Origin of the sequence: Dyadobacter fermentans DSM 18053 (assembly GCF_000023125.1) — a bacterium.
GTDB classification, from domain to species: Bacteria; Bacteroidota; Bacteroidia; order Cytophagales; family Spirosomataceae; genus Dyadobacter; species Dyadobacter fermentans.
Genome location: NC_013037.1, coordinates 6794109 through 6807307 on the forward strand (window position 1 = coordinate 6794109; position 13199 = coordinate 6807307).

Annotated in this window: 12 protein-coding genes; 7 read left to right on the top strand and 5 right to left on the bottom strand. The window is 51.6% G+C overall.

Annotated features, from left to right (window positions below):
• Nucleotides 1-13: 13 nt before the first annotated feature.
• On the bottom strand, nt 14-853 hold the full coding sequence (locus DFER_RS28230; protein WP_015815086.1) for a KilA-N domain-containing protein: 840 nt from the start codon (nt 851-853) through the stop codon (nt 14-16).
• A gap of 183 nt (nt 854-1036) precedes the next feature.
• Here DFER_RS28230 and DFER_RS28235 point away from each other — a divergent pair, with 183 nt between their 5' ends.
• From DFER_RS28235 to DFER_RS28250, 4 genes are all read left to right on the top strand, one after another.
• Nucleotides 1037-1261: a hypothetical protein gene (locus DFER_RS28235; protein ID WP_015815087.1), complete on the top strand. Its 225-nt coding sequence runs from the start codon at nt 1037-1039 to the stop codon at nt 1259-1261.
• A gap of 120 nt (nt 1262-1381) precedes the next feature.
• Nucleotides 1382-1954 (top strand): RNA polymerase sigma-70 factor, encoded by a 573-nt coding sequence (locus DFER_RS28240; protein ID WP_015815088.1) that lies wholly within the window; start codon nt 1382-1384, stop codon nt 1952-1954.
• Nucleotides 1955-1960: 6 nt separating this feature from the next.
• Nucleotides 1961-2950 carry a FecR family protein gene (locus DFER_RS28245; RefSeq protein WP_015815089.1) on the top strand — a complete coding sequence of 330 codons (990 nt, stop codon included), beginning with the start codon at nt 1961-1963 and terminating at the stop codon, nt 2948-2950.
• 125 nt (nt 2951-3075) lie between these two features.
• Nucleotides 3076-4785: an STN and carboxypeptidase regulatory-like domain-containing protein gene (locus DFER_RS28250; protein ID WP_229206130.1), complete on the top strand. Its 1710-nt coding sequence runs from the start codon at nt 3076-3078 to the stop codon at nt 4783-4785.
• Nucleotides 4786-4857: 72 nt separating this feature from the next.
• On the opposite strand, the gene DFER_RS30300 is transcribed toward DFER_RS28250, so the two are convergent.
• Genes DFER_RS30300 through DFER_RS28265 form a run of 3 tightly spaced genes read right to left on the bottom strand, consistent with a single transcriptional unit; the run spans nt 4858 to nt 7455 of the window.
• Complete coding sequence (locus DFER_RS30300) at nt 4858-5607, bottom strand: phage tail-like protein (RefSeq protein WP_015815091.1); 750 nt, start codon at nt 5605-5607, stop codon at nt 4858-4860.
• A gap of 33 nt (nt 5608-5640) precedes the next feature.
• Nucleotides 5641-6468 (bottom strand): exosporium glycoprotein BclB-related protein, encoded by an 828-nt coding sequence (locus tag DFER_RS28260; protein ID WP_015815092.1) that lies wholly within the window; start codon nt 6466-6468, stop codon nt 5641-5643.
• A gap of 12 nt (nt 6469-6480) precedes the next feature.
• Nucleotides 6481-7455, bottom strand: coding sequence for a T9SS type A sorting domain-containing protein (locus tag DFER_RS28265; protein WP_015815093.1), 975 nt, complete (start codon nt 7453-7455; stop codon nt 6481-6483).
• 302 nt (nt 7456-7757) lie between these two features.
• Between DFER_RS28265 and DFER_RS28270 the strand changes: the two genes are divergently transcribed.
• The 3 genes from DFER_RS28270 (at nt 7758) to DFER_RS28280 (ending at nt 10384) form a co-directional block, all read left to right on the top strand.
• Nucleotides 7758-8873 (top strand): protein kinase family protein, encoded by a 1116-nt coding sequence (locus tag DFER_RS28270; protein ID WP_143828844.1) that lies wholly within the window; start codon nt 7758-7760, stop codon nt 8871-8873.
• The gene (locus tag DFER_RS28275) at nt 8873-9742 is read left to right on the top strand and encodes a lysophospholipid acyltransferase family protein (protein ID WP_015815095.1); all 870 of its coding nucleotides are present in this window, start codon (nt 8873-8875) and stop codon (nt 9740-9742) included. Before DFER_RS28270 ends, DFER_RS28275 begins: the two co-directional genes overlap by 1 nt.
• Before the next feature lie 156 nt (nt 9743-9898).
• On the top strand, nt 9899-10384 hold the full coding sequence (locus DFER_RS28280; RefSeq protein ID WP_015815096.1) for a CHRD domain-containing protein: 486 nt from the start codon (nt 9899-9901) through the stop codon (nt 10382-10384).
• Between the two features lie 91 nt (nt 10385-10475).
• On the opposite strand, the gene alaS is transcribed toward DFER_RS28280, so the two are convergent.
• A complete protein-coding gene (alaS, locus tag DFER_RS28285) occupies nt 10476-13136 on the bottom strand; it encodes an alanine--tRNA ligase (RefSeq protein ID WP_015815097.1) in 2661 nt (886 codons plus the stop codon).
• Between the last annotated feature and the right edge of the window lie 63 nt (nt 13137-13199).

Below are 13199 nucleotides of genomic sequence, written 5' to 3' on the forward strand. Positions count from 1 at the left end.
AAGATAATACTTATCATTTTGGTTGATTTAATAGTAGCGGAGCTTTTTGCAATGAAAGGTTATTGAGCAGCGATTTCATCTGGACGATCGCAATCCGGTTCAGTTCCATGGTCCTTTCTGCCGCCGGTCGGCCCTGGCCGATTAGCATGGCATTGATACTTTCCAGATTTGAGAGAACGACGAGTTGTTCCAGGGTCGCCGAATCGCGCAGATGGCCGCTAGCCGGGTTATTCCTGGCCCAGTCGCGTGCCGTAATTCCAAACAACGCCAGATTGAGAATGTCGGCCTCTTCGGCGTAAACCTTACTGATCGCGATGGGGTCCAGTTCCTTGGGAATCAGGTTTTCCTTGATGGCGTCGGTTTGAATGGTGTAATTGATTTTCGCCAGACTGCGCCGCAGATCCCAGTCAAGTTCCAGTCGCTTGTTCTCTTCATCCTTCAACCGCTGGAATTCTTTGATCAAATAGAGCTTGAACGACGGAGAAATCCAGGAAGCGAACTCAAATGCAATGTCCTTATGAGCGAATGTGCCTCCGTTGTATCGGCCTGGCTTTGAGACAAGCCCGATTGCATTGGTTTTTTCTACCCATCGTTTCGAGGTCAGCACATAGCTGTTGCTCCCCGTTTCATTTTTAATGTTACCGAATTCGGTAACATTAAAATCAGGGTTGTAAAGCAGCTCCCACAGGCCCATAAATTCGACTGTGAAGCGGGTACTCAACCAGTGGGAAATGACCAGCCCCGTGGCTGCATTCTTTTGCCGTGCGATGTCAGTCAGGGAAATAAAGTCTCCGCCTTCGAAGCTCAGTACGCTAATCTCATGATCATTAACCCTCAGTCTTTGATTTTTCATTGTGAAGAATGTTTTAGTTTAACATTCTTCTTGATACGTTCACTGCTTTAAAAGGTAACAGCGTGTAGTAGTATTAAATCCCGGTTAAACTTTCCCGGTTCCGGCATCGCTTTTGCTTGCATTTCCCTCAGGAATTGTAACTTAGCCTTACTTAAACTATCACTCACATTAATATTGCCGACTATGAAAAACCTCAAAGCATGGATGCTGCTGGCATTGATGGCCGTGGCGACACCGATTTTTGCGCAAACATCTGCAGAAAAACAGAAAACAGAAGCAAAACTGAAAAAGGACGGCACGCCCGACAAGCGCTATAAGGAAAACAAACACCTTAAAAAAGACGGTACGCCCGATAAACGCTACAAAGTGAACAAGGCCGATACCACGAAGGCGGCGAAAAAGAAGTAGTTGGAAGCAATATTATCCCGAATATTTTAAAGGGAAAATTAGGGTAAGCGCCCGACCGGTTGTCAATGCATTGTACAACCCGAGTCGGGCGCTATTTTTTTACATAAATCAGTCGGTGCAATGAATGCAGCCTTAGCGGATGACCACGTAACGGTTTTGAGCAGGGACAGGGAATCGGAGTTCGAGCGTGTTTTTAAAAAACATTTCAAAGGACTGCATGCCTATGCCTGCACCATTTTGAAGGACGATATCATGGCCGAAGAGATGGTCCAGAATGTGTTTTGCAGGTTATGGGAAAAGACAGACCATATCGATATCCGTGAGTCGGTGAGCGGGTATCTGTACCGGTCGGTGTACCACGAGAGTTTGAATTACCTCAAACACCTGAAAGTGCGGGAAGCGCACCGCGATTATACGCTGCACCAGGAGCAACAGAGCGTGAGCGCGTCACACGCCCTCGAACTGTCGGAACTGGAATCCCGGCTGGACATTGCATTGCGGGAGCTGCCCGAGAAATGCCGTACGATTTTCCAGATGAGCCGGTTCGAGGAGTTGAAATACCAGGAAATCGCCGACCGCCTCCAGTTGCCGGTCAAGACGGTCGAGAACCAGATGGGCAAGGCGCTGCGGCTGCTGCGCGTCAAGCTCGCCGATTTTCTCCCGGCTTCCTTTTTACTTTTTTTCCTCAGCTGATCAGTCATGAAAACAGAACAAAACCCAAACATAGATGAATTGCTGGTGAAGTCGATGCTCGACGAAGCCAGTGTGGCAGAGCAGATCGAGATCAAGCAATGGCTGCTCGACGACGACGATAACCAGCGGTATTACGAGCACTTCGAACTGATCTGGAATGAAAGTAAACGCCTCGCACGCCAGAGCAATGTCGATGAAAATGCGGCCTGGGAGCGTTTCAAGGTGCGTACAGCAGCGATGGAGCAGGAGCCTAAGGTAATTCCAATGCATCCGAAGCCCGTCTTCCGCATTCTGAGAATGGTAGCAATGGTACTCATGGCAGCCTGTGCGGGCTGGCTGAGTTACCTCGCGGCAACGCAGAATGCAGCTCCGGAAGTGCTGACCATTAGTTCGGGAATGGAAACACGCATTGCCACGCTACCCGACGGGTCGATCGTAACACTCAACAAAAAGTCGAGCATCAGTTATCCAAAAGCATTTGAAGGTAAAACAAGGCAGGTAGCGCTTGCCGGCGAAGCGTTTTTTGATGTAAAACCCGATAAAACAAAGCCATTCATCATCGAGGTCAATGATGTGACGGTGAAAGTGCTGGGCACTTCTTTCAATGTGAAGGACAATGCCGAAAAGACCGAAGTGATCGTGGAAACGGGCATAGTGGAAGTTTCGCGGGCCAACCGGAAAGTGCGCATTACGCCGCGGGAAGAGGCAACGGTGGTGAAGGCAAGCGCCGAAATGCAGAAAGGCACGACCGAAGACGAGTTCCACAATTACTACCGGACGCGCCGGCTGTATTGCGACAATACACCGCTCTGGCGACTGGTTGAAATTCTGAACGAGGCTTATGACGCTGATATCGTAGTCGGAAATCCAGCATTGCGGGACATGCCGATCAACACTACGTTTGATCAAAATTCCCTCGAAAGTATTCTGGGAGTCGTTAGCGAAACCCTTTCACTCAAAGTTGAACATCACCACGGCCAGATCATTTTGAAATAGCCTTATCTTTCGGAATGAATCCAAACTCAATGTTCCGTGACATACCAAGGCTTGCTGTTCTGTTGCTAATGTTGCCCTGCGGGTGTTTCGCGCAGCAAATCCTGCAAAAACCGGTTGAAATCTCTGTGAAGGGACAACCGGTTTCCGCTGTTTTAAAGTCGGTGAGCGAGCAGGGGAAGTTCTATTTTTCGTACAACAGCAACCTCATCGCCGGCGACAGCCTGGTGACATTGCACGCGGCGAGGCAAACGGTGAAACAGGTGCTTGACCAGCTTTTCCAAAACCGCTTTCAATACAAAGAAAAAGGCGATTACCTGATCATCCTTCCGGCGGCGAAGGACAAATCATTCCACATCAGCGGGCTCATTCTGGACGGCGAAACCGGCCAGCCTGTTGACTATGCGAGCGTTTACTCGCGCCAGTTGCTCGTATCGACACTCTCAGAGGATGACGGTGGTTTCAGGTTGCGGATCAGGGAGCGCGCATTCCCCGTTTACCTGACGGTGAGCAAAGTAGGTTACGGCGACACGACGATGGTGATCAACAACGCCGACGAATCGGCCCGGACTTTGCATATTCACCCCAAAGCCGTCGACCTCGACCCATTGATAGTTCGCTATTCCGAGGGCGAATCGACCTGGCTCGGCAGATTGTTCCTATCTCAGCGCCTGCGCGCCCAGAGCCGCAATATCGGCCGGTTTTTTGTGGCATTACCTTATCAGGCATCCCTCACGCCCGGCCTGGGTACGCATGGACGCATGAGCGGGCAGGTGGTGAACAAGTTTTCATTAAACCTAGCTGGCGGTTACACGGCGGGGGTAAATGGCGTGGAAATAGCAGGGGGCTTTAATATTTCGAAAGAAGATGTCCGCTATGTGCAATTGGCGGGCGCATTCAATGTGGTATCGGGCCATGTTCATGGGGTTCAGATGGCCGGTTTCAGTAACAATGTACTGGATTCACTGAGCGGCGTGCAGATTTCCGGTGTCAGCTCGATGGTCAGGAAGCGGGTGGATGGTGTGCAAATGAGCGGTTTCCTGAGCAGAACGGGTGGCGGAATGCATGGCACGCAGATATCGGGAGCCATTAACCTGATCCGTAACGGCGGCAGCGGCGCGCAGATCGCGGGCGGCTACAACCAGGTCCGGGGCAGCTATCGCGGCGTTCAGATCGCCGGAGCAGCCAATTATGCCGGCGATTCGGTGTTTGTGACTCAGATTTCGGCAGGACTGAATATCGCGAAGAATATCCGTGGCGTGCAGATCGCGCCCGTCAACTATGCCAAACGAATGCGCGGCGTGCAAATAGGCATTGTGAATATCGCCGACAGTTCGTCCGGCGCGAGTATCGGTTTCCTCAACATTGTGAAGAAAAGCACTTCCAATATCTCGGTGTATGCCACCGATGTGGCACCGCTTAATGTGGCCTGGAAAATGGGCACACATCAGTTTTACAGCGTCCTCATGGCGGGAACCGGTGGCAGTTCCAACAGCCGGGTGCGGACATTCGGGGCGGGTTTTGGAAAAGAGTTTTTCCCATTTAAAAAGACCGGCTTCTTTGTCGAAATCCTCAGTCAGAACCTCTACCAGGGCGACTGGGACGCCATGTCTTCGGTATACCGGCTGCAAATCGCGGCTACTTACAAACTGGCAAAGCGCTTCCTGATTTTCGCCGGGCCTGCCTACACGATCTACGATCACGCCGGAGCTGAGCCTAAGAAAGGTTATAAGTCGTTTCCAGTGGCCGGTTATCCCAAAATCGGCCTTGGAAGCGAAAAAGTAACGTCCTGGATTGGCTGGCAGGCAGGGATTAGCTGGCGATACGGGAGATTATAAAGTTTGGTAAAATGCGAAAAGAGGATGCCTCACACGAGACATCCTCTTTTTTTACTGATAGTGAATAACTTATCACAGCTTTCTCACAGACCAAACGATACCGTTCGTAGTGCCTGTACCTCCCAGATTCACGTTTACAGTAAGCCCATTCGCTACGTATTGAAGATCCAGTACATCGCCGGCACTCAACGGAAGGTCTCCCGCGACCACAACCGTACCGCTTCCCAGGATAACCCGCAATGTAAGTACCAGTGCTACGTTAACGTTCAGGATCGGAAAAAGTCCTGATAATGTTTCAGCACTGTTAACCCGCAATGCTACTCTGGGGTTAACGCCGGCTCCTAAACTCACCGTCAACGCCGCAAGTGTGGAATAGTTAACAGTCGCAGATACACGGTACCTACCGGTGGTTGGCACTGTGTAAGTACCGGCTGCGCTATTAAAGCCCGTTCCGTCAGCATATAGCTCATTGTATCCGGAAATAGTGCTGTTTCCCGTCACGGATAGCGAAGCCAAAGTAGCGGAAAAACCGGCAGGTGCCGAGGATACACCGTACATGAATGGCTGCCAGGTAACACCGTCGAAATAGTAGAAGCCGGCTGCGCCATTGGTTTGATAAACGAGCAAACCCGTTGCGGGAGCGGCAATGCCTGTACGTTCGGTATCGGTCATACGCGGCACTAATAGACCTTTAGATGTTGATTGAACATCCAATTGGGCGCTGGCTTCGGGGCTGGTTGTTCCTACACCCACCTGCGCTTTCGCGGTAACCGAGAAAAGCAAAAGCAGACCTGCCAGTAAGGATAGATATCTTTTTTTCATTTTAGTAGAGATTTAATGTTGTCAATAGTTCAGCTAGTTAATACCAACACCCGCACTCGCATAGCCGGCGATGGTTGATGCGATAAAGGAGCCAGGAGCCGATGCCGAATAGACCAGTAGCAACCGGGTGCCTGCGGTAACAGGTATGCTAAGGCCTGACGTCACGCCGGAGCTCACAGTACCGATTGCGATTATGCCCGTCAACGCCGGCGCCAGTGTTACGATGGCTCCCGGAACAGGTGTGAATGTATTACTGTTTGCAGGCGCGGAGTAAAGCTGGGCCTGAATGGTCGCTGCGGCTCCTATGAGGGACAATGCTACCGTGTTGCTGAAAAAGCCGGACATGGATGTAATGGTCCCATCGCGCGGTACCGAGAATGCCATGTTCGCAAGCAAAGTAGCGTCAATCGCGCCGCCAACCAGGGACACGTCCGTAGCGCTATTGCCGAATCCTACCACTGATGCTGTTCCCACGAGCCCACCGAGAAGGACGGTCATCACAACCGGCGTACCAGATGCGTAGGGGATAATGGTCGGATTTGCAACAGCCGGAGCGGTTTTTAATGGAACCCATTCAGAACCGGTGTAATACCAGAAGCCTGCATCGCCGTTGGTTTGATAAACCAGCAAGCCGGTAGCTGGGCTGGCAATACCTGCACGTTCGGTGTCGAGCATTCGCGGAATCAGGAGCCCCTTGTTAGTGGATTCAATATCCAGCTGGGCGCTGGTATTGGGGGTGGTGGTCCCGATCCCGACCTGTGCGTTGGCCGTGAATGCAAACAATGCGAGAAATGCAAACAATAGTGTGCCCTTCAGTTTCAGCCCGGAGAGACGAACGTTGAAAATAGATTTTCTTCTCATGAGCGTGCGGCGCTATTGTTTAATGACTTTAATAACCTGGGTCTTGCCGCTGGCCGTCTCAACCTTCACCAGATAGGTGCCCGCCGGATAGTTTTTCAAACTAACCTCCTGGCCTGGTTGTGGTTTCGACAATTCCAGAAACTGGCGACCGGTCAAATCGGTCATTTTTACGCTTGCGAGCACTTCTTTGGAGCCGATCGTAATCTTGTCAACCGCAGGGTTCGGGTAGGCGCTGATCAGCCCGCCGGACGCCAGCCGGATCGACTGGATTTTACTGTAAGCAAAGCTGCCGTCGGTATCCACCATTCTCAGCCGGTAATACTGCATTCCAAACCGTTCCATCTTGTCGTCGAACGAGTAGTCCTTTTTGGAATTGCTCGTGTTTGCGGCATTCACAGTGCCCAGTACGCTCCATTTTTTCGCGTCCTCACTTTGCAGAATCTCGAAGAAATCACTGTTTTTCTCTTCGGAAGTCTGCCACGACAGTACGGTCGAATTTTCAACCCGTCTCACCTGGAAGTCTACAAGCGTAACAGGCAATGCACCTTCCTGGCCGGCAGTGACGGACGTAAAGTTCGTCGGGCTGCCCAGCGTGTTCGAGATGTAGTGCGAGCCGGTTAGCACGGTACTACCGCTGGTGGTCACGAAATCTTCGTTGCCATATGCCAGCTGCAATGTGGTTTCACTGTTACCGTTCAACTCACTTGCCCGGTAGAAGAACCCAACAGTGCCCGCAAAGTCAAACGGCGTACTGAAGCTGTACACGCGTGCAATCCCCGGCGGAGTTCCGGGTATAGGCGTGGAAGTGATGGATAGTGTCTGCGATGTAAGCGTAAAGTCGGAGCTCGGCAACAAGGTCAGGCTGTCAATAAAGACTTGTGTGCCCGACTCAATGTGAAAACCGCTAGCTCCGGCAGTGAATTGCGCGTGTGCAGCCGTAGTAGAAAGTAGTGCCAATTGGCAGAACAGCAGATAACGTTTCATCATAATGAATTTGGTTTGGTAATAAAGGAATGTACAATCCGTATAAATGTATATAAATATTTTAAGACCCGGCAAATTTTAGTAAAATTATTTCTATAAAAATCTGCTCCCAAAGAAACATGGCTTGTAGATATACATTGTAAATGATGATTAATACTAGTTTTATAAATAATTTATTCTACAAAAATTAGGGTAAAGCGCATTCCGGTTGTCGGTTCAATGCATACAGACACCGGCAGGGATTGAAGGCCTGCAATCGCAACTGGTGGTGTATGCATTTCAACAATCCTATTAAATGCATTACCATGAAAAATTTGCTTTTCAATCCTTTCCGGATTTGCTTCATCATCCTATTAATGTCCGGCACGTCATTGCCGTCCATCGCGCAGAGTGATAGTTCTTCGAGAATTCACGTAGGGTTTATATATCCGATCAGTTCGAATGGTAAACAGGCTGCTTCCATTACCAACCGGTTTTCTCTGCATGTGATCGCCGGTCTTTCGAAAGCTGAAACAGGCGCGTCCATTTCCAGCATAGCGAACATTGTAAAGCAGGATGCGGCGGGCGCGCAGATTGCCGGTGCGGCGAACGTGATCGGCGGATCGGCCAGCGGCACCCAAATGGCCGGCGTGGCCAACGTGATTGGTGGCGGGGCCAAAGGCGCGCAGCTGGCGGGCTTTGGCAATATCATCGGCGGCGAAGCGCAGGGCGCTCAGATAGCCGGCGTGATCAATCTGTCCGAATCTTCGGGTGCGGCACAGGTGGCCGGCTTTGCGAACATCACCAAAAAACATGCAAAAGGCTTGCAGCTCGCCGGCTTCTTCAACCGGGGCGAGGAGGTGAATGCCCAGATGGCCGGTTTTGCCAACGTCGCCAAAAAAGTGAAAGGCATTCAGCTGGCGGGGCTCATCAACATCGCCGACAGCAGCGACTATCCGATCGCGATTTTTAACTTCATCAAAAATGGCGAGAAATCGGTAGCCCTTACCTTCGACGAAACCATGACCGGCGTCGTTTCCTTCCGCTCGGGCGGCCACGTGCTCTACGGGATTGCGGGTATCGGATATAATTTTAAAGACAATGCAAAAGCCATGTACGCCGCGGAAGGTGGCTTGGGTGCGCATATCCCGCTCAGCAGCAAGGCCCTCGGCGGACGCCTCCGCCTGAACCTGGAAGCGGTCAGCCATACGCTCACCGATTTCGACGGCGGACATTATAATAAGAATTCACTCCGCGTGTTACCGGCGCTCAAATGGGGCAACCACTTCGAGGCTTTCGCCGGGCCCACGCTCAACTACGTGTCCTACGACCGCGAGGATAACTACGATTTTATTAAAAAGTACATCTGGAAGAACAACAGCTCCGACGACTTCCAGGGCTTGTTCGTAGGCTTTAACGTAGGCGTGCAGTACGTATTCTAATGCATACGCTTCGATCCAGGCTGGCCCTATGGGGCTGGCGCTCGCTGGCAAACCTGATTTTTTGGGTGCTGCTCAAACTATGGCCCTACCGGCGCAACCTCGTGCTGGTGAATATGGCCCGCTGCTTCCCGACGCGCTCCGAAAAGGAGATCAGGCAAATGGTAACCGCCTATTTCCGCCACCTGGCCGACCTCGTCGTGGAGCCGTTCATGATCCGGAAAATGCCTCATGGCGGTCTCGGACGGTTTGTTCATTACGAAAACACGGCGCTTATCGACCGGTTGATCGGCGAGAAGAAGAGCATTGTGCTGATGGCTTCGCATTATGGTAGTTGGGAATACCTGTTGTCGCTTCCACTCCAGACCGCTTGCGACGTGCTGGCGGCCTACTCGCCGGTGTCGAACAAATGGCTCAATGCCTGGCTGCTGAAATTGCGCGGCCGGTTCGGGGTGACGATGATCCCAAAGTCGGAATGGTACCGGCGGACGCTGGGCTGGAATGCGGAGTCGTCGGCGATTTTTGTGACCATTGCCGACCAGCGCCCACCGGAATCAGGCAAATACTACCTTGATTTCATGAACCGCAAAACGTTTATTCAGTCGGGTGCGGCGCGCATTGCCGTGCAGCGCGATTGCGCGGTGGTGTATCTCGATGTGACGAAGACGGAGCGCAACACGTATCATTTCCGGTTCCGGCTCATTACGGCGGAAGCGCGGCAGCTGGGTGAGGCCGGTATTATGGAACATTATTATAAGGCACTGGAAAACACCATTGAACGCCAGCCGGAGCTCTGGCTGTGGTCGCACAACCGCTGGAAGTTCCATTCGAGGCAGGGCCAGAAGCCGGTGAACGCATTAAAATTGTTGTAATATTCAGCAAAGGGTAGGTCTTTTCCCCAAATTTGGATCCAGGTAGAGTTATAGTAAGTTATTGGTAGTTAGTGTTTTGTGCAAAAATGTTTTGAAAAGGAACCATAATTTTACCATGCGGCGGTCAAACCAATTTATTTACTAAAACAAAGCATTATGAGAAAATTAGCATTCATGGGTGTGTTGGTGATCGCCGGGATGATGGCAGCGTGTAACGACGACGACGAGACGACAGACCCAACCCCCGTGTTGCCCGAGCTGAAAGTGTCCGCATCACTTTCCGGTGCTAACCAGGTGCCCGCTAATCCATCAACAGCTACCGGTTCAGTAGATGGTACATTGGATCAGGAATCACGGATTTTGAGTATCAATATCCTTTATAGCGATTCCACGGCCTCCGATTCCGCCGCAGTGGATTCGGCTTTTACCCCCACCGCCTGGTACATTTCCAAAGCATCGGCCGATTCGACCGGCTCGCTGGTAATCGACCTTGGCAACGATTTCAAAACTCCCTTCGCATTTAAAGACACTTTGACGGAAGCGCAAGTGGCCGATCTTAAAGCCGGCTTGTACTACGTGAATATCGAAACGGCCCGGTTCCCGCAAGGAGAGATCCGCGGCCAGCTCAAAACAACTGAGTGACCCATTAATGGAGGTGCCTGAGGGCACGAAATAGAAAGAGCGGCTCCGCAAGGACGCCGCACTTCTTTTATGAGTGTATTAGTAATGCTGCTTAGAACAAGCCTTTCGCTTTTTCGAGCGCCACATCCAGTCCGCTGGCATCCGAGCCGCCGGCTGTGGCGAAGAAAGGCTGCCCGCCACCGCCGCCGCGGATTTCCCTCGCGAGGTCTTTCACGATCTTTCCTGCATTAAGGCCGGTTTCGGCAACGATATTCTCGGCAATGAATACCGAAAGTTGCGGTTTGCCGCCGATTTCAGCGCCGAAAACGGCGATCAGGTTCTCCACCTGGTCGCGCAGCTCGTAGGAGAGCTGTTTCAGCGAATCTGCCGACGGGACGTCCACTTTCTGCACGATCAGGTTGAAGGTGCTATGGGTTTCCATATTCTCAACCAGCGTGGTTTTCAATGCCTGGATCTTCTCGTTTTCCAACGCGGAGATCTTTTTCTGCAATGCCGAACGCTCTTCGATCAGGTTTTCGACGGCTTTGATAAGATCGGTCGGGCCTTTGAGCAGGTCTTTGATTTTGTTCAGAGTTTCCTCCTGCTGGCGCATCAGTTCCAATGCTTTTTCTCCGGTCACAGCCTCCACGCGGCGAACACCAGCTGACACCGAACCTTCGGAAATGAATTTAAACACACCGATCTCCCCGGTAGAAGGCACGTGTGTCCCCCCGCAAAGCTCGAAAGAGAACTTCGGATCGAAGATGATCAGGCGCACAAAATCGCCGTATTTTTCACCGAAAGTCGCGGTAGCGCCCGCATCCAGCGCCTGCTGAATGGGCACGTTCCTTCTTTCTTCCAATGCAATATTCTCGCGGATCTTCTCATTCACGCGGTCTTCGATCTTTCTGAGTTCCTCGTCGGTCACCTTAGAGAAATGCGCAAAGTCGAAACGGAGTACTTCATCATTTAAATAGGAACCTTTCTGGCTCACATGCGTACCCAGCACCTCGCGCATAGACGAGAGCATGAGGTGCGTAGCCGTGTGGTTCGATTTGATTTTGTTGCGGCGCTCCACATTGATTTGAGCAGTCACAATGCCCGCGCCGGACAATGCCTCATCGAGGTTCTTGTCTCGCGAAATATGTACAAAAAGGTCGTTCTCCTTTTTTGTATCTACAATACTAATGCTCCTTGCTCCATCCTCCTTACTCCCTGAATTCAATAGCAATGCTCCGGTATCTCCAACCTGTCCGCCCATTTCAGCATAAAAAGGCGTGCGGTCGAGCACGATATGGTACTCCTCGCCAGCCTTGGTTTTCACCTTGCGGTATTTCACAATATGGCTGTGGGTTTCTTCAAAATCATAGCCCAGGAATTCCACGCCATCGGATTCGCGTAGCTCGATCCAGTCGGTAGCTTCTTTGGCGGCATCCTGGCGGGAGCGTTTTTTCTGCTCTGCCAATGCATCCTGGTAACCGGCTTCGTCAATCCGGAAATTCTTTTCACGGGCGATCAACGCGGTAAGGTCCACCGGGAAGCCGAAGGTATCGCTCAGTTCGAAAACCTCGTCGCCGGGGATCGTGTTGAGGCCAGTTTCTTTCAGTCCGCCGATAATGCTGTCCAGCCTTTTTAAACCCGATTCCAGCGTGCGCAAGAAGCTTTTTTCCTCTTCCAGGATCACGCGCGTTACAAATTCTTCCTGGTCTTTCAGCTCCGTAAACACATCCTTGAACTGCTCAGCCAGTACCGGCACCAGCTTGTGGAAGAATGGCTCCTGAAAGCCCAGGTAGGAGTAGCCATACCGCACCGCGCGGCGGAGAATGCGGCGGATCACATAGCCCGCTTTCACATTGGAAGGCAACTGACCATCCGTGATCGCGAACGACACGGCCCGAATGTGATCGGAGATGACGCGCATCGCGATGTCGGCAAACGGCTCGTCATTCTGCCCGTATTTCTTGCCCGAAAGCGTTTCAAGTACATTAATAGTGTTTTGGAAAACGTCGGTGTCATAGTTCGATGTTTTTTGCTGGATGGCCATGCAAAGGCGCTCAAAGCCCATTCCGGTATCAACGTGCGTCGACGGGAGGGGGATCAGCGAGCCGTCGGCCTTGCGCTCAAACTGCATGAATACCAGGTTCCATATCTCCACCACCTGCGGATGGTCGTTGTTCACGAGCGATTTGCCCGAAACTTCCGCCACCTCGGCCGGCGAGCGCAAATCTATATGGATTTCGGAGCAGGGGCCGCACGGACCGGTATCGCCCATTTCCCAGAAATTGTCCTTCTTATTGCCCAGGATAATGCGTTCTTCGCCTACAATGCCTTTCCAAAGATCCCACGCTTCCTGGTCGAACGGCACGCCGTCGGCCTCATTCCCTTCGAATACAGACACGTACAGCCGGTCTTTCGGAAGTTTGTAAACGTCCGTCAGCAGTTCCCACGCCCAGGCAATCGCTTCTTTTTTGAAATAATCACCAAACGACCAGTTGCCGAGCATTTCGAACATGGTGTGGTGATAGGTGTCAAAACCAACATCTTCGAGGTCATTATGCTTTCCCGAAACGCGCAGGCATTTCTGTGTATCCGCGATCCTGCGCGACGGCGGGGTGCCGTTGCCGAGGAAAAAGTCCTTGAACTGCGCCATTCCGGAGTTGTTGAACATCAGAGTGGGGTCGTTCTTGGCTACCAGCGGCGCCGAGGGTACAATTAAATGCTCTTTACTGCGGAAAAAATCAAGAAAAGCCTGACGTATTTGATGCGAGGTCATTGTGTCTGTTTTGATACTGCTTAATCCAATATAAAATTGGGCGCAAAGGTAACAAAAATCCCG

Coding starts and splice junctions, on each gene's coding strand:
- DFER_RS28240 (WP_015815088.1), top strand. CDS start 1,382: ATGAATGCAGCCTTAGCGGATGACCACGTAACGGTTTTGAGCAGGGAC.
- DFER_RS28275 (WP_015815095.1), top strand. CDS start 8,873: ATGCATACGCTTCGATCCAGGCTGGCCCTATGGGGCTGGCGCTCGCTG.
- DFER_RS28235 (WP_015815087.1), top strand. CDS start 1,037: ATGAAAAACCTCAAAGCATGGATGCTGCTGGCATTGATGGCCGTGGCG.
- DFER_RS28245 (WP_015815089.1), top strand. CDS start 1,961: ATGAAAACAGAACAAAACCCAAACATAGATGAATTGCTGGTGAAGTCG.
- DFER_RS28260 (WP_015815092.1), bottom strand. CDS start 6,468: ATGAGAAGAAAATCTATTTTCAACGTTCGTCTCTCCGGGCTGAAACTG.
- DFER_RS28230 (WP_015815086.1), bottom strand. CDS start 853: ATGAAAAATCAAAGACTGAGGGTTAATGATCATGAGATTAGCGTACTG.
- DFER_RS28280 (WP_015815096.1), top strand. CDS start 9,899: ATGAGAAAATTAGCATTCATGGGTGTGTTGGTGATCGCCGGGATGATG.
- DFER_RS28270 (WP_143828844.1), top strand. CDS start 7,758: ATGAAAAATTTGCTTTTCAATCCTTTCCGGATTTGCTTCATCATCCTA.
- alaS (WP_015815097.1), bottom strand. CDS start 13,136: ATGACCTCGCATCAAATACGTCAGGCTTTTCTTGATTTTTTCCGCAGT.
- DFER_RS30300 (WP_015815091.1), bottom strand. CDS start 5,607: ATGAAAAAAAGATATCTATCCTTACTGGCAGGTCTGCTTTTGCTTTTC.
- DFER_RS28265 (WP_015815093.1), bottom strand. CDS start 7,455: ATGATGAAACGTTATCTGCTGTTCTGCCAATTGGCACTACTTTCTACT.